This is a genomic window from Mesorhizobium sp. M0633, assembly GCF_040320645.1.
Taxonomy (GTDB): domain Bacteria; phylum Pseudomonadota; class Alphaproteobacteria; order Rhizobiales; family Rhizobiaceae; genus Mesorhizobium.
In genome coordinates this window covers 40,001-61,112 of the sequence record NZ_JAMYQC010000026.1, presented here as the reverse complement: position 1 = coordinate 61,112, position 21,112 = coordinate 40,001, and the positions used below count along the sequence as shown (strand labels likewise).

Here is a 21,112-nt window from a genome sequence, read left to right as displayed (position 1 = left end):
CCGTCGAGTTCCTTTGTGTCTTCCGTGTGAGACTCGCCCAACTAATTTATCATGCATTCAGTGCGCGGCCATAGGCGTCGAGTACACTCTCCTTCATCATCTCCGACAGCGTCGGGTGCGGGAAGATCGTGTGCATCAGCTCTTCCTCGGTGGTCTCCAGATTCATCGCCACGACGAAGCCCTGGATCAGTTCGGTTACTTCTGCGCCGACCATGTGGGCACCCAGCAACTGGCCGGTCTTCTTGTCGAAAATGGTCTTGACGAAGCCTTGGTCCTCGCCGAGCGCAATCGCCTTGCCGTTTGCGGCGAACTGGAAGCGGCCGACGCGGATGTCCTTGCCATCGGCGTTCGCTTTGGCTTCCGTCAGTCCGACCGAGGCGACTTGCGGATTGCAATAGGTGCAGCCCGGGATCTTCAGCTTGTCAATGGCATGCACGCCGGGGAAATTGGCGATCTTTTCCACGCACACCACGCCCTCATGCTCGGCCTTGTGGGCGAGCATCGGCGGTCCGGCGACATCGCCGATGGCATAGATGCCGGGCACGTTGGTCTTGCCGTAGCCGTCGACGACGACGCAGCCGCGTTCGGTCTTCACGCCGAGCGCCTCGAGGCCGAGATTCTCGATGTTGCCCTGTACGCCGACGGCCGAGATCATGCGGTCGGCGGTGATCTTCTCGACCTTGCCGTCCTTCATCTCGACATGCGCGGTGACCGAGTTAGTGCCCTTCTCGACCTTGGTCACCTTGGCTTCTAAGATGATCTTCATGCCCTGCTTCTCGAACTGCTTCTGCGCGAATTTCGAGACCTCGGCGTCCTCGACCGGCATCACAGCCGGCAGCAGTTCGACCACCGTCACCTCGGCGCCCATGGTGCGGTAGAACGAGGCGAACTCGATGCCGATGGCGCCCGAGCCCATCACCAGCAGCGATTTCGGCATCTCTTTCGGCACCATCGCCTCGAAATAGGTCCAGATCAACTTGCCGTCAGGCTCGATGCCGGGCAGCGCGCGCGGCCTGGCGCCGGTCGCCAGGATGATGTGCTTGGCGCTATAGGTGCCCTCGCCCTTGACGCCCTTGGGCGCCGGCGGCTGCGGCTCCATCGGCTTCTTCGACGATTTCGACACGACGATCTCGCCAGGTTTGGTCAGCTTGGCTTCGCCCCAGATGACGTCGACCTTGTTCTTCTTCATCAGGAAGCCGACGCCGCCGTTGAGCCGCAGCGAGACCTTTCGCGAGCGATCGACGACGGCGGCTGTGTCGACGCCGACCTTGCCATCGATCTTCAGGCCGTAGTCCTTCAGATGATCCGAATAGTGCATGATCTCGGCGGAGCGCAGCAGCGCTTTGGTCGGAATGCAGCCCCAGTTGAGGCAGATGCCGCCCAAGTGCTCGCGCTCGACGATCGCCGTCTTGAAGCCAAGCTGGGCCGAACGCACTGCAGTGACATAGCCGCCGGGGCCGGAGCCGATGATGATGACGTCGTAGTTCTCAGCCACGGCTTTCTCCTTCACAATTCCAACATGAGGCGCACGAGCGGCGCCAGCGCTTGCCCGACGTTCCGCGTGTTTTCCGCGTCCAGGTGGACGCCGTCGAGCGGCGTGGTTTTGGCCACCGTGCCGGCATCGAAGAAGCCGCAGCCGGCCTCGTCGGCAAGGGCGGAATATTGCGGCGCCAGCCGCTTTGACGCGTCATCGCCGCCGGCGAACATTTCCTTGAACTCGGCGTTTTCCGTGCGGCTGACTACGGGCGGCGCGACGATCAGGATCTGCGGCGCCGGCCAATCGAACGGGTAATCATGACCGCGCACGATATCGATCAGGCGTTGCATACCTTGTTTGGCCGCGACCGGATTACCGTGAATCCACGGCTTCATATCGTTGGCGCCGAGCATGATGACGATCAAGTCGATCGGCGCATGCGTCGTCAGGATTGTTGGCAACAGCCTTGCGCCATTGCGGTCCGCTCCGGCCAAGTGATCGTCAAAGGCGGTGGTTCGGCCATTCAGGCCTTCGGCGATGACCTCGACGCCGCTGCCCAATGCCGCCTGCAGCACGCTCGGCCAGCGATCTTCCAGCGGATGCCGGCCGAGGTTTGCCGCGTCATAGCCCCAGGTAAGCGAATCGCCGTAGCAGAGGACCGTCTTCATGTGCCTGCCCCGCCGAAACCTGGTTGCGAGCGCGCCAATCGCCAGCGCACGAAAAGCCACTGGACCAGCACCGTAGCGATGCCTGGCAGGACGAGACCGGCGACGATAGGAAGATCGCCCGACCACTCGCGCTTGCCCGGCGGCTGGGAGAAAGTCCAGCCGATCAGGGAAACTCCAACGAGCACAAAAGATGCTACCCCTATGGTCGCGGTCAGTTTTGTTGCCCGTCGTGGGTCCGACATGAATTGTGCGATGAAGAATGCGAGCGTCGCGAAGATGGTGACGAGAGCCGAGATCATGAATACAAGGATGTACTCCACGTCGGCCTTGGTGGCGACGGCGAGCCACTGCACCACCAATCCGCCGGCCAAACCGGAAAGAAAGAAGGCAAAAAGGCTGGTGAAGAATTTCCGCACCGCCCTGTTTCCCTTCTCTTAAACCAGCATGCCCATTGGATTTTCGATCATACGCTTGAAGGCGACGAGCAGCTCGGCGCCGAGCGCACCGTCGACGGCGCGGTGATCGGTCGACAGCGTCACCGACATGATTGTGGCGATCTTGATCTCGCCGTTCTTGACCACTGCGCGTTGCTCGCCGGCGCCGACCGCAAGGATCGTCGCATGCGGCGGGTTGATGACGGCAGAAAAATCCTTGATGCCGAACATGCCGAGATTGGACACCGCCGTGGTGCCGCCCTGATATTCTTCCGGCTTCAGCTTGCGGCTGCGGGCGCGGCCGGCAAGATCCTTCATCTCGTTGGAGATGACGGACATCGTCTTTTCGTCAGCACGCCGGATGATCGGGGTGATCAGGCCGCCGGGGATCGATACGGCAACGCCGACATCGGCGTGCTTGTGTTTGATCATGGCGTTTTCTGTCCACGACGCATTGGCATCCGGAACCGCCATCAGCGCCATGGCAAGAGCCTTGATGACCATGTCGTTGACCGACAGCTTGTAGGCCGGCGTTTCGCCCTTCTCGGTCTTCTTCACCGGCGCGGCCGCATTGATCTGCGTGCGCAGGGCCAGAAGTGCGTCGAGCTCGCAGTCGAGCGTCAGATAGAAATGCGGGATGGTGGTCTTGGCTTCGACCAGCCGCCTCGCAATGGTCTTGCGCATATTGTCGTGCGGGATCAGCTCGTAGGAGCCTTCGGCAAACAGTTTGAGCACCTGCTCGTCCGACATCGCCTTGGGTGCTGCGGCCGCAGGTGCCGGAGCGCCGGCGGGCGCCGCTTTTGCGGCTGGTGTCGCCTTGGCGCCGCCACTGGAAATTGCGGCATCGACATCGGCCTTTACTACGCGGCCGCGGGGGCCGGAGCCTGTCAGCGCCGCGACATCGACGCCGGCTTCCCTGGCAATGCGCCGGGCCAGCGGCGAGGCGAAGATGCGCTCACCGCTTGCGTGGCCGTTGGCGACCGGCACCGCTTCCGCCTTAGGCGCAGGTGCGGCAGGCTCCTGCTTCGACGCTTCGGGCTTTGATGTTTCAGCTTTGGGGGCTTCCGCTTTCGGAGCCTCAGCCTTGGCCGGCGCAGCGCCATCACCGCTTTTGGCGGCAGAAGCAGCATCCTCGCCCTCGGCAGCCAGCACCGCGATCAGCGCATTGACCTTGACGCCTTCTGTGCCGGCCGGAACCACCAGCTTGGCGACCGTGCCCTCGTCGACGGCTTCGACTTCCATCGTCGCCTTGTCGGTCTCGATCTCGGCAATCACGTCGCCGGGCGAAACTTTATCGCCTTCCTTGACCAGCCACTTGGAAAGATTGCCCTCTTCCATTGTGGGCGACAGCGCCGGCATGGTGATGTTGATCGGCATTTTGTCCTCCCGCCCTGCTCAGCGATACGTGACGGCTTTGACCGCCTCGACGACCTCGCCGACATTGGGCAGCGCCAGCTTTTCGAGGTTCGCCGCATAGGGCATCGGCACGTCCTTGCCGGCAATTGTAATGACCGGTGCATCGAGGAAATCGAAGGCGCGCTGCGAGACCTGATTGGCGATATGGTCGCCGACCGAGTTCTGCGGAAAGCCTTCCTCGACCACCACGAGGCGATTGGTCTTTTTGACCGAGGCGACGATGGTGTCGAAGTCGAGCGGGCGGATGGTGCGCAAGTCGATGATCTCGGCATCGATGCCCATGCCGCGCAACTCCGCCTCCGCCTTGAGCGCGTAGGTCATGCCGATGCCGAACGAGACGATGGTCACGTCCTTGCCGGATTTGTGAATGCGCGCCTTGCCGATCGGCAGCACGAAATCGTCCATCTTCGGCACGTCGAAGGAGTGGCCGTAAAGGATTTCGTTCTCGAGGAAGATGACCGGGTTCGGGTCGCGGATCGCCGCCTTGAGCAGACCCTTGGCGTCGGCGGCGGTATAAGGCATCACCACCTTCAATCCAGGAATATGGCTGTACCAGGCGGCATAGCACTGCGAATGCTGCGCGGCGACGCGGGCAGCAGCGCCGTTCGGGCCGCGAAAGACGATCGGGGCGCCCATCTGGCCGCCGGACATGTAGAGCGTCTTGGCGGCTGAATTGATGATCTGGTCGATCGCCTGCATGGCGAAGTTGAAGGTCATGAATTCGACGATCGGCTTCAGGCCGGCCATCGCCGCGCCAACACCAACGCCGGCAAAGCCGTGCTCGGTGATCGGCGTGTCGACCACGCGTCTCGGACCGAATTCCTGCAACAGGCCCTGTGTGATCTTGTAGGCGCCCTGGTACTCGGCGACTTCCTCGCCCATGACAAAGACGTCGCCGTCGCGGCGCATTTCCTCAGCCATTGCATCGCGCAAGGCTTCACGCACCGTGGTCGAGACCATTTCGGTGCCGGCCGGGATGTCCGGATCGGCGGCAATTTCCAGCCTGGGCGCGGCGGCAACAGGTGTTACCGCTTCGCTCTTGGCCGGAGCAGCCGCGGGGGCCGGAGCAGCCGCGGGCGCTGCCGCTTGCGACTCGACAGCCTCCTCGCCAATGCCTTCGCCCGCCTCGTCGATGTCTTCGCCATCGAGGGCCAGCACAGCGATCAGCGTGTTGACCTTGACGCCTTCGGTGCCGGCAGGAACCACGATCTTGGCAAGTGTGCCTTCATCGACGGCTTCGACTTCCATCGTTGCCTTGTCGGTTTCGATCTCGGCAATGGCGTCACCGGCTGCGACTTTGTCGCCTTCTTTCTTCAACCACTTGGAAACATTACCCTCTTCCATGGTCGGCGAGAGGGCGGGCATGAGAATTTCGATCGGCATGTCCTTGCCCTCTCGTTAAAGTACGATATCGGTCCAGAGCTCGGACGGATCCGGCTCCGCGTCGTTCTGGGCAAATTCTGCAGCGTCGGCGACAACGTCGCGGACTTCCTTGTCGATGGCCTTGAGCTCGTCCTCGCTTGCCCATTTCTTGTCGAGCAAGCGTGCCTTGACCTGTTCGATCGGGTCACGTTCGGAGCGCATTTTCTGCACTTCTTCCTTGGAGCGATATTTTGCCGGATCCGACATCGAATGGCCGCGGTAGCGGTAGGTCTGCATTTCGAGAATGAGCGGCCCGTTGCCGGCGCGGCACCATTCGCCGGCGAGGTCGCCGGCGGCCTTGACGGCGCGCACATCCATGCCGTCGACCTGGATGCCTGGAATCTTGAAGGAGGCGCCGCGATGCGAAAAATCCGTCTCGGCCGACGAGCGCGAGACCGAGGTGCCCATGGCATAGCGGTTGTTCTCGATGATATAGACCACCGGAAGCTTCCACAGCGAGGCCATATTGAAGCTTTCGTAGACCTGGCCCTGATTCGCGGCGCCATCGCCGAAATAGGTCAGCGTCATATTGTTGTTGCCGCGATAGCGGTTGGCGAAGGCAATGCCGGTGCCGAGCGACACTTGCGCGCCGACGATGCCGTGGCCGCCGTAAAAATGCTTCTCCTTGGAGAACATGTGCATGGAGCCGCCCTTGCCTCTGGACAGGCCGCTACGGCGCCCGGTCAGTTCGGCCATGACGCCGCGCGGCGACAACTCCATGGCCAGCATATGGCCATGATCGCGATAGGCGGTGATCATCTGGTCGCCATCGATCAGCGCCATCTTCATGCCGGTAACGACCGCTTCCTGGCCGATGTAGAGATGGCAGAAACCGCCGATGAAGCCCATGCCGTAAAGCTGGCCGGCCTTTTCCTCGAAGCGGCGGATGAGCAGCATGTGCCGGTAGGCGGCAAGCTCCTGGTCTTTGGTGAATTCAACAGGCTTTGGGGTGGAAAGGCCCGGCGTTTTGCCGTCGGATTTGGATTTGGCAGGCGCTTTTCTGGCGGCGGTGGCCATGCATCACTCCCTGTTGGCGTCTCTTGGCGGACAGCGAGGGAGATCAGTCTCCCACCGATTTGAGGCAGGCTAACATGCAGGGAAGGCTTTCGCCATGCCGAAAACGCATGGCTGTCATGCATCTAAGCGATTAAAATCATTGCAAATATCGCCGATTAACGGAAATCCAGTTATCTTGCGGCCGGCAGCATGATGGTGATCTCGTCGGCATGGGACAGATTAAGCGCCTTGCGCGCCTGCTCGTCCAGCATGTCCTTCTCGAGCGTGCCCTCATGCATCAGCTGGACGCGGCGCTCCAGGTCGATCCGGCGTGCCTTGACGGCATCGAGCCTGCCCTGCAATTCGACAGTCTCGGCTTCGAGCCGATACTTGGAATAGATGCCGAACTCGCCATGATAGGCATGGAAGCCGAAATAGGTCAGGAACACCACGCAGAGCGAGGGGATGATAAGCCGGCCGGTGTTTCTTTGCTTGTGCTGGCGTGTCCACATGGTCCGAATCCTCTGCGCCGCCTTTGTCGCCCGATTGTGCTTAATGGACGGTTACAGACTGTTGGATTCAGAGCCAGGAAGCAAAAAAGGGCGGGAATGTCCCCGCCCTCGCCGCCGCGGATTTTCTCTCGGAAATCAGCTTTTCACGATGGACTTGCCGGCATATCGCGCCTGCTTGCCGAGCTCCTCCTCGATGCGGATGAGCTGGTTGTACTTGGCCATGCGATCCGAGCGTGACAGCGAGCCCGTCTTGATCTGCCCGCAATTGGTGGCAACGGCGAGGTCGGCGATGGTCGAATCCTCGGTCTCGCCCGAGCGGTGCGACATCACCGCGGTATAGCCGGCCTTGTGCGCGGTCTCGACGGCGTCGAGCGTTTCGGTAAGCGAGCCGATCTGGTTGACCTTGACCAGGATCGAATTGGCGACACCCATGCGGATGCCGTCGCGCAACCGCGCCGTGTTGGTGACGAACAGATCGTCGCCAACCAACTGCGTTTGCTTGCCGATGAGATCGGTCAGCATTTTCCAGCCGTCCCAGTCATCCTCGGCCAAGCCGTCCTCAATGGTGATGATCGGGTAGTCGGCAGCGAGTTTGGCCAGATATCTGGCCTGCGCCTTCGGGTCGCGGGTCTTCCTCTCGCCTTCATAGACGTAGTTGCCATCCTTGAAGAATTCGGTCGCCGCGCAGTCGAGGCCTAGCGCAACCTCCTCGCCGGGCTTGAAGCCAGCCTGCTCGATCGATTCCATGATGAAGTCGAGCGCGGCCGGCGCGCTCTTCAGGTTGGGGGCAAAGCCGCCCTCGTCGCCGACATTGGTGTTGTGGCCGGCGTCCTTCAACTTCTTTCGCAGCGTATGAAAGATCTCCGAGCCCCAGCGCACGCCGTCGCGCAGCGTCGGCGCGCCGATCGGCAGGATCATGAATTCCTGGAAATCGATCGGGTTGTCGGCATGCGCGCCGCCATTGATGATGTTCATCATAGGCACCGGCAGCACATGAGCTTTGGTACCGCCGACATAACGGTACAGCGGCAGGTCGGCCGCTTCGGCCGCGGCCTTGGCCACCGCCAGCGACACGCCGAGGATGGCATTGGCGCCGAGCCGGCTCTTGTTGGCCGTACCATCGAGATCGATCATGGTCTGGTCGATATGGATCTGATTCTCCGCCTCCATGCCGCCGATCGCCTCGAACAGCTCGCCGTTCACCGCCTCGACCGCTGTCAGCACGCCCTTGCCGAGATAGCGGGGGCCGCCATCGCGTAGTTCGACTGCCTCATGCGCGCCGGTCGAGGCACCGGACGGCACCGCGGCGCGACCCATCGAGCCGTCTTCGAGCACGACGTCGACCTCGACGGTCGGATTTCCGCGGCTGTCCAGGATTTCACGCCCGACAATGTCGATGATGGCCGTCATTGCGATGTCCCCGATTGATCGATTGAAGCGTCGCGCACCTCTTAGCCAAAGCGCTGCAAAACGCAATCGGGGCACTTGCAAATATTGCCCGTGCGCCCATTGCCGCTCTTGGGATTCACGAAGCACGAAGCGCTGTCATCATTTGTCATGCGCCGCATGCCGGTTTCTGGTCTATGGCTGTTGTCGCGCGGGGCGAAACAGGAGGAGTTTCGCCATGTCCCAGTTGAGCGGTATTGTGAGTTTGTTCCTGATTGCGGCTGCGTTCCTGACGTCGTGCGACAATCAGCAACCCCCGCAGGGATCGTCGCCTTTGCCGGCCCTGCAGATTGCGCAGTAGCATCCCGCCACATCGAAAGGCCCCCGATTTCCGGGGGCCTTTTTGATTCCAGGAGACTTAGTCAGTGCCAGTAAGGTCAGTGCCAGTAAGGCTCGACCTTGTAGTAGTTGTATGAGGCGTCACGCGCGGCCTCTCCGTCGGCGCCGGTCAGCTCGTTGATCGAATAGGAAGGAGCGGCCATCAGCTGGTCTTTGGTGAACGGCACGACATAGCCACCCTTGTTCTCATCATAGTCTAGGCTTGCCCACGGAATGGCGTGGTATTTCTCGCCGATGCCGAGAAATCCGCCAAAACCGATCACGGCAAACATGATTCCGTTCGACAGTTTGTCGAGCATGACGTCCTCGATGTCGCCGATATGAGTGCCTTCCGTATTGTAGACCGATGTGCCGATAACCCGCGAAGCGGCGATGGCTTCGGTGTGTCCCGTCTGGGTCGTCATGGTGTGCTCCTCGTCGTCGTTGACATTAGATTTTGACAATGAGGGCCGCGGGCTAAGGTTCCAGGCGGGTTCGAAATTCTTCAAAGTTTTCTTGGCCGCGCTGCTGTGGCGCAACTGCTGGTTCAACCCACGCTTTTGGCGATGCGATCGAACGCCATCAGCCGTTCAAGCAATGCGGGAAGATCCTTCAGCGGCACCATGTTGGGACCGTCGGAAGGCGCGTTGTCGGGGTCCTGGTGCGTCTCGATGAAGACGCCGGCTACGCCAACCGCGACGGCCGCGCGCGCCAGCGTCTCGACAAAGCGCCGGTCACCTCCAGACGAACCGCCCTGCCCACCCGGCTGCTGCACGGAATGGGTGGCATCGAAAATCACCGGCGCGCCGATCTCGGCCATGATCGGCAGCGCCCGCATGTCGGACACCAGGGTGTTGTAACCAAAGGATGCGCCGCGCTCGGTGACCAAGACATTGGCGTTGCCGGAGCCGATGATCTTGGCGACGACGTTCTTCATGTCCCACGGCGCGAGGAATTGCCCCTTCTTCACATTGACCACCTTGCCGGTTCTTGCCGCAGCAATCAGCAAATCGGTCTGCCGGCTAAGGAAGGCAGGAATCTGCAGGATATCAACATGCGGCGCGACGATCGCGCATTGTTCCTCGGTATGGACGTCAGTCAGGATCGGCAGCGAAAAATTCTTGCGCAAATCGTCGAAGATCGGCATTGCCGCTTCAAGTCCCGCACCGCGCGTGCCGCCAAGCGAGGTGCGATTGGCCTTGTCGTAACTGGTCTTGTAGACGAGCCCAATGCCGAGCCTTTCGGTCAGTTCCTTTAGCGCACCGGCCATGTCGAAAGCGTGCTGCCGCGATTCCAACTGGCATGGACCGGCGATCAGCGACAGGGGCGCGCTGTTGCCGAAAATGACCTTGCCGACCGCAACGGAAGAGTTCGGCATCAGGGGATTGAGCTTGTTCATGCGATCTCCCGGAAAATGAAGGCTGCGCCCTGCCCTGGCGCCGGCGGCACGATGGTATCACCGCCGCGCATGTGGTGTTCGACGGAATTGGCTGCAAGCAACTTGGCGACGGCATCGCCATGCCTAATCGAAAAGACGATCCCAGCAAAGCGGAGTTCAGATTGCGCCTCGGCAGGAATGCCAAAGCGTGCCGAATAGGCTGCAGGATCCAGAACGGTCACGACGGCATTCGGCAACTCATAGACAGTGCCGCCGCCCTGCGCCTCGATTCCGGCTACGATCGAAATCAAATGGCCTTGTTCGAAAGGTTCGCCACTGACTGCCACGATTTCGACAATGCCGGTTGCGCCATTGGCGTGGGCCTGCAACGCAGTACGGTCGACGTTCGGCGCATTGATCCGCTCGCAGGCGAAGAGAAAAGCGTCCGTTGTCTTGCCTGTAGCCGCGAAGGCCAGCTTGAACGATGCGGTGTCGCTCTTTCCTGTCGCATCAGCGAAGGCGCGCGAAAAACTGAGCATGTCTCCCGCCGACAGTTCGGCTTCGATGAAGCGCGCGTGGTCCGCGGCGGCGCTGTCGGTGCCCAGCGCCACGGCAGAAAATCCTTCATCGCCGTTTTTTTCGCGATAAGTGAGATCACGCCCGACAAAGACATTGCGGTTCGCGATCGCCGTTGCCACAGTCTGTCTGTCGGCGACAGCGAGCGGCTCGAGATAGGTGCCGTCGGTGAGGAAGACACAGCAGTTTTCCGTTCCGAAAGGGTGGATACCTGTCGGCGCAACGGTAAAGCCGAGCGAGGTCAAGCGCGCCCGCGCAACATCGAGGCTCGCTGTCGGCAGCACCAGGTGATCGAGCGGATGAGGCCTTGCGGGGGTGTTCTCGGTCATGTCCCGCGCGATGTGCCTCATTCCTGAAAATGGTTCAAGGGCTTGGCCGACGTCTCAGCGGCAAGACCACCTCAGCCCGTAGGGGACGGCGGCTCGTCAACTTGCAACGATGTCGGCCGAATAACGCAATTCGCGCAGAGGTTTGACCCGGCTGGTCGTCTCTGCATAGAGCGGATGCGCCTTGTAGGCGGCGAGCGCCGCTTCGTCCTCGAACTCGGCGTAGACGACCACATCGATCTCATCCGAGAGCGGGTCGACCTTGGTGTTGAGCGTTACCTCGAAATGACGCGAATGAGGTATCTTGCCAAGCGCCAGGAGGCCCGTGCGCACTGCCTCGACATCCGCTTTGTGCCGTGCGCTGAAGAAAACGATATGCCGGATCAACCCAGCCTCCTCGACCGTTGGACCGGCGTTCTTTTGTGTCAGCGGGAGCGTGCCGTCAATCGGCAGGTTTGTCGCGTCTGCGAACCGTAGCAGCGAAGAGAAACTACACCATGCTGGTTACATAGTGCACGATGCGGGTCACCTCCCTGACCGTCCTGTCGAGGTAGCGGCCTTGGTTGTAAATGCCGTCCCAGATCAGGAAAAAGGTGACGGTCGTGATGACGATGACATAACGCATGACTAAAACTAGCGCATATGGACGGTTGCAACCATAGCGATTCCGGCCCTGCTGGGACTCTCCCCGAATTTAACGGCCTTTGGTCTGTCCGCTGCGATGCTTGCTGGCCAGAATGGCGCTACCGCTGCAGGGCGCCTTGGAAAGATAACCCCGCTCGGCTTCGACGACCGCTTCCCGCCTCGATCGACCAACTGCCACACGATTATTCCGGTGGGATTTCGACGGACGCGCTGGATCTGGTCATGCCTGCCGTCAAGCGGCGTTTCGCACCACCTGCTTGAAGAGGCCCCCTGTCTCAAACGGATTGGCCGTATCGGCACAGTATCTTAACGCTGAGACAGTTTCGAGCCGACGCTCAAATCCTTGCCTCAAAGCGTGATGCGGTACTTGGAAAACCCCGCTTCGCCCTCGCCCGCCGGCTCGATCGTCAGCGACTTCACTTGCGCAATAAACTCTCTCGCCTTGGCGCCGGTCTCGAACACGACGCTGGTTCCCGGTAGTGGCGCAAACGACCAGTTGGCATCCGCCGACGGGTTGATGGTGCCTTCGCTGACGATATAGCGCACGATCACGTCGCGGTTGGTGTCGGGCGCTTCGTAGATGATCTTCGAGGCATTGATCTCCGGGAAATTGCCGCCGCCGCCGGCTCGGTAGTTGTTGGTGGCGACGACGAATTTCCGCTTGGGATCAATTGGTTTGCCGTCGAACATCAAGTCAATGATGCGGGTCGAGCCAGCATTCACCAGCCCGCCCTTCGAATCATATTTCGGTGGCTGCGACAGATCGATCTTGTAGGTGACGCCGTCGATCACGTCGAAATTATAAGACGGGAAGTCGGTGTTGATGAGCGCCTGGTCAGCTTTGCCGGGCTCGATCCGGTTGAAGATGCCAGCCGACATTTCCAGCCATTCCTTCACCTCTGCCCCGGTGATTTCGACGGCGCGCACCGTGTTTGGATAGAGATAGAGGTCGGCGACGTTCTTTATGGCGATATCGCCCACCGGCACGTCGGTGTAATAGTCGGCGCCGTTGCGCCCGCCCGCCTTAAACGGTGCCGCCGCCGACAGCAGCGGCATATCCTTCCACTCGGTGTTCTTCAGGATGTCCTTCAAGTACCAGGTCTGCGCCTGGCTGACGATCTGCACCGATGGATCGTCGGCGACCAGCGCAAAATAGGAATAGAGCGGCGCCGAGGTTTTGCCGACCGGCCGACGCACATAGGCGAGCGTCGCCTCGTGGTCCTGTTTGAGCGCGTCGACGATGCGCTGGTCGTCCGCGACGGTCGGCTTGTTCGTCTTGTCGACCCGCTCAAAGATAGGCCTGGCCTCAGAGGTCGCCGAGACGATTTTCCATGTCGATCCGTCGCGCTCCAGCAACAGATCGATCAGCCCCATATGCGAGCCCCAGAAGCCGGCCATGACGGCGGGCTTGCCTTGCAACGTGCCTTTCGCCGTATCGACGGCTTCCAGCGACTGAAAGTCCTTCTTACCGGGGAAGACCAGATGCTGGTGGCCGGTGAACACCGCGTCGATACCTTCGACACCAGCAACGAAGAAGGAGGCATTCTCCATCATGTCGTCCTGCTTCACGTCGATGCCGGAATGGGAGAGCGCAATGACGATGTCGGCGCCTTCTTCCTTCATTTGCGGCACTCACGCTTTGGCCGCCTCGACGATGTCGCGCGTCTTGACGCTGCCCTCGAGATTTTTCAGGTCCCAGACCATGATCTGCGGCGGCACGAAGCCGATGATGCCGATCCTGATCGGTTGCTCGGCGCCCGACCCGTCTTTGATCTTCCTGTCGAGGATGACGTAAGGCTTGAGATAAAGCTTGTCGTCGCGCGGGTTCGCGGCGAGCTCCGTGCCGCGGATCAGGTTCGCGCAGACAAACGGGAAATTGGCACCGGCCAGCACCTTGTCCATGAACGACAGGCCGTAGTTGAACTCGTGATTGCCGAGCGTCGAGCATTCGTAGCCGAGCAGGTTCATGCCCTTCATGACCGGATGCAGATCGCCGTCCTTCATCCCCCTCTCGTAGGCAATGTAGTCGCCCATCGGGTTGCCTTGCAGAATGTCGCCATTATCGATCAGCATCGCGTTGGTTGCTTCCTTGCGCACGGCTTCAATCAATGATGCCGTTCGCGACAGCCCCATCGTGTCGTTAGCTTTGTCGGCGTAGTAGTCGTAAGGCAGCACGTTCACGTGGATGTCGGTCGTCTCCATAATCCTCAGATGCGCCTGATTGGCTTGAGCCCGGGCGGAGAACGGGTGCAGCATAATCAGCGCTCCGCTGGCGGCGAGGCCGGCGAGGAAATCGCGGCGTGGGACGAGGTGGCGCAATTGGGACATTCGTTTTCTCTTTCTTCCACGACGTGACAAGTCTTGCCCGAAGCAAAGCTTCGCGCCGAAATCCAGCCGAGTCCAGAAACCGATTCCATCAAGAGGAGGTGACGCGCCGATGAATGTCCGGCAGCGAACAATCAGGCCTTATCGTCGTCGCCCTGCGTGATCAGCCGCGCGCTGCGCTGACCGGTGAAGTAGATCCATAGCCAACTCAGGGAAACCGCAAGCCGGTTACGAAAGCCGATCAGGAAGTAAATATGCGCCAAGCCCCACAGCCACCAGGCAAGCCGGCCGGTAAGCTTGATCCAGCCGAAATCGATGGCCGCCGCGCGCTTGCCTATCGTCGCCAAATCGCCGTCATGCCTGTAGCTGAAAGGACGCGGTGTCGCGTCACCGGAAAGCCTTGCCTTGATCGCCGTGGCGACGTGCCGTCCCTGCTGCTTGGCGGCGGGCGCGACGCCCGGCACCAGCCGGCCATCCGGTCGCAGGACGTGCGCTGCGTCACCGATGACGAAAATCTCCGGGTTTCCCGGTACAGTGAGGTCGGGCTCGACAAGCACCCTGCCCGCGCGGTCCGCTGCCGCGCCGAGCCATTCGGCGGCCGGCGAAGCGGCGACGCCCGCCGCCCACAGGATTGTCCTGGCCGGCAAATGCCTGTCGCCGAAGACGACACCCTCAGCATCGCAGCGCGTAACCGCTCGGCCGAGTTCGACGGTCACGCCGAGCCGTTCGAGCGCCTTCATTGCATAATTTGAGAGTTCCGGCGCGAAATTGGCAAGGATGCGTTCGCCGGCCTCAATCAGCACCACACGCGTCTCGCGCGTGTCGATGTTGCGGAACTCGCCGCGCAGCGTGTCCTGCGCCAGTTCGGCAATCGTGCCGGCCAATTCCACGCCGGTCGGCCCGCCGCCGACGATCGCCAGCGTCAGCAGTGCCTGGCGCTTGGCGGGATCGGTTTCCCGCTCGGCCTGCTCGAAAGCCAAAAGAATACGCCGTCGAATGGTCGTGGCGTCCTCCAGCGTCTTCAGGCCCGGGGCGAATGGCTCCCATTCGTCATGGCCGAAATAGGCGTGCCGCGCGCCGGTGGCCAGCACCAGCGTGTCGTAAGCGACCGTGCCGCCGTCCTGCAGCAGCACCCGCTTGCCGGTGCGGTCGATGCCAGTCACAGTGGCAAGCAGCGTCGTCACGTCCTTGCGCCTGCGCAGGAGATGGCGGATCGGCCAAGCCACTTCGGAGGTGGCCAGGGCCGTCGTCGCCACCTGGTAGAGCAGCGGCTGAAAGAGGTGATGATTGCGCCTATCGATCATGGTGATGCGCACCGGCGCGCCGGCAAGTGCGCGGGTGAATTCGAGGCCGCCGAAACCGGCGCCTACGACGACGACGTGATGGTTGGCTATGTTCATCTCACTCATCCCTCTCGCCAAGGCTGATGTAAGTATCCTTGTGCAGTGCAGCAATGCCTGCGCTGCAACTGCCTGGGACTCGTCTCTTGATGTCGTGAATACGCATGCTGCAGACTCATTCCCGGATATAGCTTACGTCCCGGATACGACTTGGTCGGAACAGTATATTGCAGGTGAAGCATGGCTAGGAATGAAGATGAAGACTCAGCGCAGTACGCCTCGCCGCCTTGTTTTATGCACGAGCTTGATCCGGAGTTCCAAGCGCCGCTATCCGACTGGACCGACGTAAGGCGCTGGCGCAAGGCCGAGCGCGAGCGGTTGATCGTATCCCGCCTTGCCGTTTCGGCCGACACGCGCGCAGCTATGTCGCAGCGCATTGCCGAAGGGCTCGACGCGGTGATCGGCGACATCGCCGGCCGCATGGTCAGCCTCTACTGGCCGTTTCGCGGCGAGCCGGACCTGCGCCCGTGGATGGAAACCGTTAACGCGCGGGGCGGGCGCACGGCGTTGCCCGTCGTCGTCGAGAAAGACCGGCCGCTTGTCTTTCGCGCCTATACCCACGGAGACCGGCTGGAGAAGGGCGTCTGGAATATCCCGATACCGGCCGAGGGTGATCCGGTGTTGCCCGACATCGTCATTTCGCCGATCGTCGGCATCGATCCCGGGCAGTTTCGCCTGGGTTATGGCGGCGGCTTCTTCGATCGCACGCTTGCCGCGATGCCCTTCAAACCGCTGGTCATCGGCGTCGGCTACGAACTGCAGCGCATCGTCACCATCTACCCGCAGCCGCACGACATTCGGATGGACCGTGTGGTGACCGAGGCAGTCAACACCTAGGCGAGTTCGGGGCCTAGGCGAGTTCAGGCTTCATTCCCACGGCCGTGCGATCGACGATTTCGCGCAAGGCAAAAGACGAATTGATCTTCGTCACATGCGGCATTGCCGACAGCCACTCCTTGTGGATGCGTTCGTAGTCGACGAGATCCTTTGCCGCGATGCGCAGGATGTAGTCATATTCGCCCGACATCAAATGGCAGGACAGGACGTTCGGGCAGCGCTTTATCGCTGCCTCGAAATCCGACAACGTCTTCTCGAATTGCCCGGACAGCGATATATGTACGATCGCCGTCATCTGGTGCCCAAGTGCAGCGTTGGACAGCCGTGCGTGATAGCCGCGGATGGTTCCGGATTTCTCCAGATTGTCCAGCCGCCGCGAACAGGCCGACTGCGACAGGCCAACCTTCTCGGCGAGCGCTGCGTTGGGTATCCGCCCGTCTTTCTGCAGCGTCTCGAGAATGGCGATATCAATCCTGTCGAGCGGCATTTTTGCGGGTTCCTGCGATAATTCTAATGTTTTGCGCAACGATTATCGAACAGTGGCCTCTCTGGCAAGCGCATTCGCAAACACTTACCGAACGATTCGTGGTTCACTATCTCTAGACAGGGAACGAGCCCCAAAGGGCCGGATCAGGAGAAAAAGATGCGCGTCGGTTGCCCCCGGGAAATCAAGAACCATGAATACCGCGTCGGCCTGACACCGGGTTCGGTCCGTGAATATGTCGCGCATGGCCATGAAGTGCTGATCGAGACCGGCGCCGGCGCCGGCATCGGCGCCGATGACAACGCGTATCGCGCCGCCGGCGCCACGATTGCCAAAACGGCCGCCGACGTTTTTGCCAAGTCTGACATGATCGTGAAGGTCAAGGAGCCGCAGCCCAACGAATGGGTTCAGCTCCGCGACGGCCAGATCCTCTATACCTATCTGCATCTTGCCCCGGATCCGGAGCAGACCAAGGGCCTGCTGGCCTCCGGCGTGACCGCGATAGCCTACGAGACGGTCACCGACGAGCGCGGCGGTCTGCCGCTGCTAGCACCGATGTCGGAAGTCGCCGGCCGCCTGTCGATCCAGGCGGGCGCAACGGCGCTGCAAAAGGCCAATGGTGGCCGCGGCGTGCTACTTGGCGGCGTGCCCGGCGTGCTCCCCGGCAAGGTCACTGTGCTCGGCGGCGGCGTCGTCGGCCTGCATGCTGCACGGATGGCCGCCGGCCTTGGCGCCGACGTCACCATCATTGACCGCTCGATCCCGCGCCTGCGTCAGCTCGACGACATCTTTGGCGGCCGCGTCCACACCCGCTACTCGACCGTCGAGGCGCTGGAGGAAGAATGTTTTTCGGCTGACATCGTCGTCGGCGCCGTGCTGATCCCGGGGGCAGCAGCGCCCAAGCTGGTGACGCGCGAAATGCTGTCGGGCATGAAGAAAGGCGCCGTGCTGGTCGACGTCGCCATCGACCAGGGCGGCTGCTTCGAGACCTCGCACGCCACCACCCATGCCGAGCCGACCTATGAGGTCGATGGCGTCATCCACTATTGCGTCGCCAACATGCCGGGTGCGGTGCCGGTCACCTCGGCCCACGCGCTCAATAATGCGACGCTGCATTATGGCCTGCAGCTCGCCGACAAGGGCCTCAAGGCGCTGGTAGACGACCACCATCTGCGCAACGGGCTGAACGTCCACAAGGGCAAGATCACGAATCGCGCAGTGGCCGAAGCGCTCGGTTACGACCTGGTCGAGCCGAAGGCCGTTCTCGCCGCCTGAGCTGTCCGAATCTGCCTCTCCAGTGCCCGTCGGATTCGTCCGACGGGTTTTTTCTTATGTCGAAAAACTGAAAAGTGTCGGGCGCGCGGAATAACCGGACAACAAAAAAGCGGAGCCAAAGCCCCGCTTCCTCGGTTGTCGAAAATTCCCGCCGGTTCATCCGCGGTCGGCAAATCGATCGACAGTGTGTTTCTACCGCTTGTATGCGACGGGAGTACGACAGCCCCAAGCCGGTGCAGCCTGTCCGGTTACGCGCGGTCGATCCGGCACTGATAGCAATTGTTGCGCGCCGAGCGGATGTGGACGTAAGCGATGTCGTCGCGTTCGAACAACGTCTCTGCCCGTGCGGCAATTGCGTCGGTCGGAATGACGCCGCCGCTGCCGTAAACGATGCGGTCGTCCTTGCCATAACCGCGCACAATGTAATCGCTGCTTTCGAGCATTTCGGGAAGCATTTTCCCCTCGGCGGCGCGTTCGCATTCTTTCGCATGCAGAAAGATCGGCCCCGTTTCGGCATAAGGCTGCAGCTCCGGAAAAGGCCGATAGGCCAAAACAAGATAGGCTTCTCCCACAGCAATATTTTTCAAGCAATGACGGCAAGGCACGCCGTCGCCATCCGAAAGTTGCCGCTCTGGCTTCAAGCCATAAGCATCCGGCCCGCCGCGCTGAAGTGCCCGGACAGCATTGGTTGGCAAGGCTTTGAATTTTAGCGTCATGGCAAAATCTCCGGTGTCGTCGACCGGAAATTATGCTCGCAAGGCAGAGCTTCCCACCCGATTCCTGCCGAAATGGATCAATCCATCAGCGCCTCGAGACCACGAACCAGACCTTTGATCTGCTGTACCCGTCTGATGGCGAGCAGCGTGCCCGCCACGTAAGGCGCCGCGGACGAGCCGGCGTCGTGGCGTATGGTCAGCCGCTCGTCTGGCAGACCGAACAGCGCCTCGCAGGACAGGATGTAGGACGGCAGGCGAAGCGCGTGCACTTGCACCCCCTCGCCTGCGCCGACCGCACCACCGCGTGTGGCCGGCACGCCGGAGACCTCGGAGACCGGCTTTGCCGTTGAGGCCTTGCGGATGTCGGCCAGCGCTTCAGCAAGCTCTCGTGCGGTTCCGGAGGGCGCGTCGGGCTTCTTTGCACTAGCATAATCGATGACCTCGACGTCCGGCACGTATTTTGCCGCCATAAGTGCAAACCGCTTCATCAGCGTGGCGGTGATGGAAAAGTTGCCAGCGGCAACAACGCCGACGCCATTGGCGCGCGCCGCGGCGTCGATCTCGGCATAGTCGGCAGCTCCCAGTCCCGACGTGCCGATCACCGTGTGCCGCCCGTTGTCGATGGCGAGCAGCACATGGTCTTTCACGACATGCGGCTTGGTGAAGTCGACCAGCACGTCCGACGGCGCCTCCAGCGCCTCGGCCAGCGAGGCCGAAACGGCAATACCATTAGCCGGCATACCAACCAGCAGACCGGAATCCTGCCCCGCGCCGCTGCGTGATACAGCCCCGGCCAGCGCCATGTCGCCTTGCGCCCCGATCGCCGGAACCAGCGCTTTGCCGACCCAGCCGGTCGCGCCGGCCATTACCACGCGTATTGCCATCGTGCGATCCTCCATCACCCATCGGTTTTTAGACGATAGCGATATGGAAAGAGCCAAGCTCATTCAAGTCGGGCTCACCTTTGAGTGTTGATCCAGAGACTCTGGGACGTTGCAAAGACAAGCTGAAGCTCGGATGAACGGGCCTGAAAATCAGGGCCGCATGACGCTGGCCGCGCGCTCGGCAAAAGACATCGGATGTACGACCTCCTTTTTTTGCGCCACTGGCGTAAAGCCGAGTTTTTGATAGAGCGGCAGTGCTGCTGGGTGATCGAGGGTGCAGGTCTGCACGGTTATCCGCCTTGGCCCGTGCGACCATGCCGCGGCGATTGCCGCACCGAGGAACCAGCGGCCGATGCCTTGCCCGGTCGCGTGCTCCATCATTCCGAAATAAGCGAGTTCCACTTCCTCCGGCAAATGCGGCTTGAGGTCGAAGAAGCCCGCCGGCGCACCATCCAGATAAAGCACCCTGATGTCGCGGTCCTCGCGGTGGATGCCCGCCGCAAGCTCCTCGTCGCTCAGCCTCAACACATTGACCCAGTGCCATTTGCGGCCGACCCGATCCATCAAATAGCGGTAGAAATGCAGGGGAATGTCTTTGGTCTTGAGCAGCGCGATCTGGCGGTTGTACGGCAGCGGCGGCGAATAGGCAGGCGGCACATGCATTTCGAGAAACGTCACGGTGACATCGATGTCTTCCAGCGATCCGTCTTCCATCACCGTCAGTCCTTGCCCGTCACGACAGGCGTGTCGGAAAGCCCGCCCCATTCGGTCCATGAACCGTCATAAAGCCTGTTGTCGGCATGGCCAAGCGTCTCCAAAGCTAGCGTGACGGCTGCCGCGGTGACGCCCGACCCGCAGGAGGTGACGACCGGCTTCGACAGGTCGATGCCGGCTCCTTCGATCACTTTGCGCAGCCTGTCCTTCGGCAACAATTCGCCGTTTTCCGAAAGCGCCGAAAACGGCACGTTGTGCGCGCCCGGCATATGGCCGGAGCGGATGCCGGGGCGCGGCTCCGGCTCGGTGCCGGCAAAACGGCCAGGCGAGCGCGCGTCGGCGATCTGGCTCTCCCCCGTCTCGACGATCCGGCGCATGTCGGCAAGGCTGGCGACGCGGGCGGCATCGAAGTTGGCATAAAACACGCAAGGCGCGATCTTCGTCGGCTCCGCCGTCACCGGCCGTCCGGCGGCTTTCCAACGATCGAAGCCGCCGTCGAGTATATAGACCTGGAACACGCCCATGACGCGAAACAACCACCAGGCGCGCGGTGCAGAAAAGAACCCTGGCCCGTCATAGACAACAATCGTGTCATCGGCCGAAATACCCATCGCGCCGACATATTGCGCGAAATGCTGCGGCGACGGCAGCGTGTGCGGCAGAGCCGCGTCGGGGTCCGAAACCGCATCCTGGTCGAGGAAGCGGGCACCTGGAATATGCGCTACGTCGTACTCGGCGCGCGCGTCACGCTTTTGCGCCGGCAGATACCAGGACGCGTCGACAATCGTCAGGCCGGGTTCGCCGAGCCGCTTCTGTAACCAATCGGCATCGATGGTGAAAGGACTGTCGTCGGCCATCTTTTC

General features: G+C 61.4%; 22 protein-coding genes and 1 pseudogene. 3 read left to right on the top strand and 20 right to left on the bottom strand.

Translation table 11 applies throughout. The features are described from left to right. Positions 1–49: 49 nt before the first annotated feature. From lpdA to eno, 8 genes are all read right to left on the bottom strand, one after another. Positions 50–1,495: a dihydrolipoyl dehydrogenase gene (lpdA, locus tag NKI47_RS24315; RefSeq protein WP_023675082.1), complete on the bottom strand. Its 1,446-nt coding sequence runs from the start codon at positions 1,493–1,495 to the stop codon at positions 50–52. A gap of 11 nt (positions 1,496–1,506) precedes the next feature. Next, positions 1,507–2,145 carry an SGNH/GDSL hydrolase family protein gene (locus NKI47_RS24310; protein ID WP_023675083.1) on the bottom strand — a complete coding sequence of 213 codons (639 nt, stop codon included), beginning with the start codon at positions 2,143–2,145 and terminating at the stop codon, positions 1,507–1,509. Then, positions 2,142–2,561 carry a hypothetical protein gene (locus NKI47_RS24305; RefSeq protein ID WP_023675084.1) on the bottom strand — a complete coding sequence of 140 codons (420 nt, stop codon included), beginning with the start codon at positions 2,559–2,561 and terminating at the stop codon, positions 2,142–2,144. Before NKI47_RS24305 ends, NKI47_RS24310 begins: the two co-directional genes overlap by 4 nt. Before the next feature lie 18 nt (positions 2,562–2,579). After that, on the bottom strand, positions 2,580–3,956 hold the full coding sequence (locus tag NKI47_RS24300; RefSeq protein ID WP_352593869.1) for a pyruvate dehydrogenase complex dihydrolipoamide acetyltransferase: 1,377 nt from the start codon (positions 3,954–3,956) through the stop codon (positions 2,580–2,582). Positions 3,957–3,974: 18 nt separating this feature from the next. Further along, a complete protein-coding gene (locus NKI47_RS24295) occupies positions 3,975–5,378 on the bottom strand; it encodes a pyruvate dehydrogenase complex E1 component subunit beta (protein ID WP_352593868.1) in 1,404 nt (467 codons plus the stop codon). Positions 5,379–5,393: 15 nt separating this feature from the next. Beyond that, the gene (gene pdhA / locus NKI47_RS24290) at positions 5,394–6,434 is read right to left on the bottom strand and encodes a pyruvate dehydrogenase (acetyl-transferring) E1 component subunit alpha (protein WP_352568599.1); all 1,041 of its coding nucleotides are present in this window, start codon (positions 6,432–6,434) and stop codon (positions 5,394–5,396) included. A 170-nt stretch (positions 6,435–6,604) separates the two neighbouring features. Continuing rightward, positions 6,605–6,925: an FtsB family cell division protein gene (locus NKI47_RS24285; protein ID WP_352523806.1), complete on the bottom strand. Its 321-nt coding sequence runs from the start codon at positions 6,923–6,925 to the stop codon at positions 6,605–6,607. Positions 6,926–7,060: 135 nt separating this feature from the next. Beyond that, positions 7,061–8,335, bottom strand: a complete 1,275-nt coding sequence (gene eno / locus NKI47_RS24280; protein ID WP_352568598.1) for a phosphopyruvate hydratase — start codon at positions 8,333–8,335, stop codon at positions 7,061–7,063. Positions 8,336–8,549: 214 nt separating this feature from the next. On the opposite strand from eno, the gene NKI47_RS24275 reads away from it, so the two are divergent. After that, entirely contained in the window at positions 8,550–8,672 is a 123-nt protein-coding gene (locus NKI47_RS24275) for a hypothetical protein (RefSeq protein ID WP_084642452.1), read from the top strand. A 76-nt stretch (positions 8,673–8,748) separates the two neighbouring features. Here the strand turns inward: NKI47_RS24275 and NKI47_RS24270 are convergent, their stop codons facing one another. The 7 genes and pseudogenes from NKI47_RS24270 to NKI47_RS24240 all read right to left on the bottom strand — a co-directional run bounded on the left by NKI47_RS24270 (position 8,749) and on the right by NKI47_RS24240 (position 15,339). Beyond that, positions 8,749–9,114 (bottom strand): PRC-barrel domain-containing protein, encoded by a 366-nt coding sequence (locus NKI47_RS24270; RefSeq protein ID WP_023675091.1) that lies wholly within the window; start codon positions 9,112–9,114, stop codon positions 8,749–8,751. Positions 9,115–9,236: 122 nt separating this feature from the next. Continuing rightward, on the bottom strand, positions 9,237–10,088 hold the full coding sequence (gene kdsA, locus NKI47_RS24265) for a 3-deoxy-8-phosphooctulonate synthase (RefSeq protein ID WP_352568595.1): 852 nt from the start codon (positions 10,086–10,088) through the stop codon (positions 9,237–9,239). Continuing rightward, entirely contained in the window at positions 10,085–10,972 is an 888-nt protein-coding gene (locus NKI47_RS24260) for a VOC family protein (RefSeq protein ID WP_352568594.1), read from the bottom strand. Before NKI47_RS24260 ends, kdsA begins: the two co-directional genes overlap by 4 nt. A gap of 96 nt (positions 10,973–11,068) precedes the next feature. Beyond that, on the bottom strand, positions 11,069–11,356 hold the full coding sequence (locus NKI47_RS24255) for a Dabb family protein (protein ID WP_254817185.1): 288 nt from the start codon (positions 11,354–11,356) through the stop codon (positions 11,069–11,071). Positions 11,357–11,459: 103 nt separating this feature from the next. Next, complete coding sequence (locus tag NKI47_RS24250; protein ID WP_292655342.1) at positions 11,460–11,594, bottom strand: hypothetical protein; 135 nt, start codon at positions 11,592–11,594, stop codon at positions 11,460–11,462. Positions 11,595–11,962: 368 nt separating this feature from the next. Continuing rightward, positions 11,963–13,942, bottom strand: a pseudogene (locus NKI47_RS24245) (bifunctional 2',3'-cyclic-nucleotide 2'-phosphodiesterase/3'-nucleotidase). Between the two features lie 131 nt (positions 13,943–14,073). Then, positions 14,074–15,339 carry an NAD(P)/FAD-dependent oxidoreductase gene (locus NKI47_RS24240; protein ID WP_352593867.1) on the bottom strand — a complete coding sequence of 422 codons (1,266 nt, stop codon included), beginning with the start codon at positions 15,337–15,339 and terminating at the stop codon, positions 14,074–14,076. A gap of 234 nt (positions 15,340–15,573) precedes the next feature. Between NKI47_RS24240 and NKI47_RS24235 the strand changes: the two genes are divergently transcribed. Next, positions 15,574–16,176, top strand: coding sequence for a 5-formyltetrahydrofolate cyclo-ligase (locus tag NKI47_RS24235; protein WP_036238135.1), 603 nt, complete (start codon positions 15,574–15,576; stop codon positions 16,174–16,176). 13 nt (positions 16,177–16,189) lie between these two features. Here NKI47_RS24235 and NKI47_RS24230 read toward each other — a convergent pair whose 3' ends face one another. Continuing rightward, a complete protein-coding gene (locus NKI47_RS24230) occupies positions 16,190–16,663 on the bottom strand; it encodes an Lrp/AsnC family transcriptional regulator (protein WP_023675099.1) in 474 nt (157 codons plus the stop codon). Between the two features lie 156 nt (positions 16,664–16,819). On the opposite strand from NKI47_RS24230, the gene ald reads away from it, so the two are divergent. Beyond that, positions 16,820–17,935 carry an alanine dehydrogenase gene (gene ald / locus NKI47_RS24225; RefSeq protein WP_023675100.1) on the top strand — a complete coding sequence of 372 codons (1,116 nt, stop codon included), beginning with the start codon at positions 16,820–16,822 and terminating at the stop codon, positions 17,933–17,935. A gap of 248 nt (positions 17,936–18,183) precedes the next feature. Here ald and NKI47_RS24220 read toward each other — a convergent pair whose 3' ends face one another. From NKI47_RS24220 to sseA, 4 genes are all read right to left on the bottom strand, one after another. Continuing rightward, positions 18,184–18,651: a DUF1203 domain-containing protein gene (locus tag NKI47_RS24220; protein ID WP_023675101.1), complete on the bottom strand. Its 468-nt coding sequence runs from the start codon at positions 18,649–18,651 to the stop codon at positions 18,184–18,186. A 77-nt stretch (positions 18,652–18,728) separates the two neighbouring features. Next, positions 18,729–19,535 (bottom strand): 4-hydroxy-tetrahydrodipicolinate reductase, encoded by an 807-nt coding sequence (dapB, locus tag NKI47_RS24215; protein WP_023675102.1) that lies wholly within the window; start codon positions 19,533–19,535, stop codon positions 18,729–18,731. Positions 19,536–19,685: 150 nt separating this feature from the next. Then, positions 19,686–20,249 (bottom strand): GNAT family N-acetyltransferase, encoded by a 564-nt coding sequence (locus NKI47_RS24210; protein WP_023675103.1) that lies wholly within the window; start codon positions 20,247–20,249, stop codon positions 19,686–19,688. A gap of 5 nt (positions 20,250–20,254) precedes the next feature. Beyond that, positions 20,255–21,106: a 3-mercaptopyruvate sulfurtransferase gene (sseA, locus tag NKI47_RS24205; RefSeq protein ID WP_023675104.1), complete on the bottom strand. Its 852-nt coding sequence runs from the start codon at positions 21,104–21,106 to the stop codon at positions 20,255–20,257. Positions 21,107–21,112 lie beyond the last annotated feature (6 nt).

Coding starts and splice junctions, on each gene's coding strand:
- NKI47_RS24250 (WP_292655342.1), bottom strand. CDS start 11,594: ATGCGTTATGTCATCGTCATCACGACCGTCACCTTTTTCCTGATCTGG.
- NKI47_RS24275 (WP_084642452.1), top strand. CDS start 8,550: ATGTCCCAGTTGAGCGGTATTGTGAGTTTGTTCCTGATTGCGGCTGCG.
- NKI47_RS24235 (WP_036238135.1), top strand. CDS start 15,574: ATGCACGAGCTTGATCCGGAGTTCCAAGCGCCGCTATCCGACTGGACC.
- pdhA (WP_352568599.1), bottom strand. CDS start 6,434: ATGGCCACCGCCGCCAGAAAAGCGCCTGCCAAATCCAAATCCGACGGC.
- NKI47_RS24230 (WP_023675099.1), bottom strand. CDS start 16,663: ATGCCGCTCGACAGGATTGATATCGCCATTCTCGAGACGCTGCAGAAA.
- NKI47_RS24285 (WP_352523806.1), bottom strand. CDS start 6,925: ATGTGGACACGCCAGCACAAGCAAAGAAACACCGGCCGGCTTATCATC.
- NKI47_RS24240 (WP_352593867.1), bottom strand. CDS start 15,339: ATGAACATAGCCAACCATCACGTCGTCGTCGTAGGCGCCGGTTTCGGC.
- NKI47_RS24295 (WP_352593868.1), bottom strand. CDS start 5,378: ATGCCGATCGAAATTCTCATGCCCGCCCTCTCGCCGACCATGGAAGAG.
- NKI47_RS24270 (WP_023675091.1), bottom strand. CDS start 9,114: ATGACGACCCAGACGGGACACACCGAAGCCATCGCCGCTTCGCGGGTT.
- eno (WP_352568598.1), bottom strand. CDS start 8,335: ATGACGGCCATCATCGACATTGTCGGGCGTGAAATCCTGGACAGCCGC.
- NKI47_RS24300 (WP_352593869.1), bottom strand. CDS start 3,956: ATGCCGATCAACATCACCATGCCGGCGCTGTCGCCCACAATGGAAGAG.
- ald (WP_023675100.1), top strand. CDS start 16,820: ATGCGCGTCGGTTGCCCCCGGGAAATCAAGAACCATGAATACCGCGTC.
- NKI47_RS24220 (WP_023675101.1), bottom strand. CDS start 18,651: ATGACGCTAAAATTCAAAGCCTTGCCAACCAATGCTGTCCGGGCACTT.
- NKI47_RS24310 (WP_023675083.1), bottom strand. CDS start 2,145: ATGAAGACGGTCCTCTGCTACGGCGATTCGCTTACCTGGGGCTATGAC.
- NKI47_RS24260 (WP_352568594.1), bottom strand. CDS start 10,972: ATGACCGAGAACACCCCCGCAAGGCCTCATCCGCTCGATCACCTGGTG.
- NKI47_RS24210 (WP_023675103.1), bottom strand. CDS start 20,249: ATGGAAGACGGATCGCTGGAAGACATCGATGTCACCGTGACGTTTCTC.
- sseA (WP_023675104.1), bottom strand. CDS start 21,106: ATGGCCGACGACAGTCCTTTCACCATCGATGCCGATTGGTTACAGAAG.
- dapB (WP_023675102.1), bottom strand. CDS start 19,535: ATGGCAATACGCGTGGTAATGGCCGGCGCGACCGGCTGGGTCGGCAAA.
- kdsA (WP_352568595.1), bottom strand. CDS start 10,088: ATGAACAAGCTCAATCCCCTGATGCCGAACTCTTCCGTTGCGGTCGGC.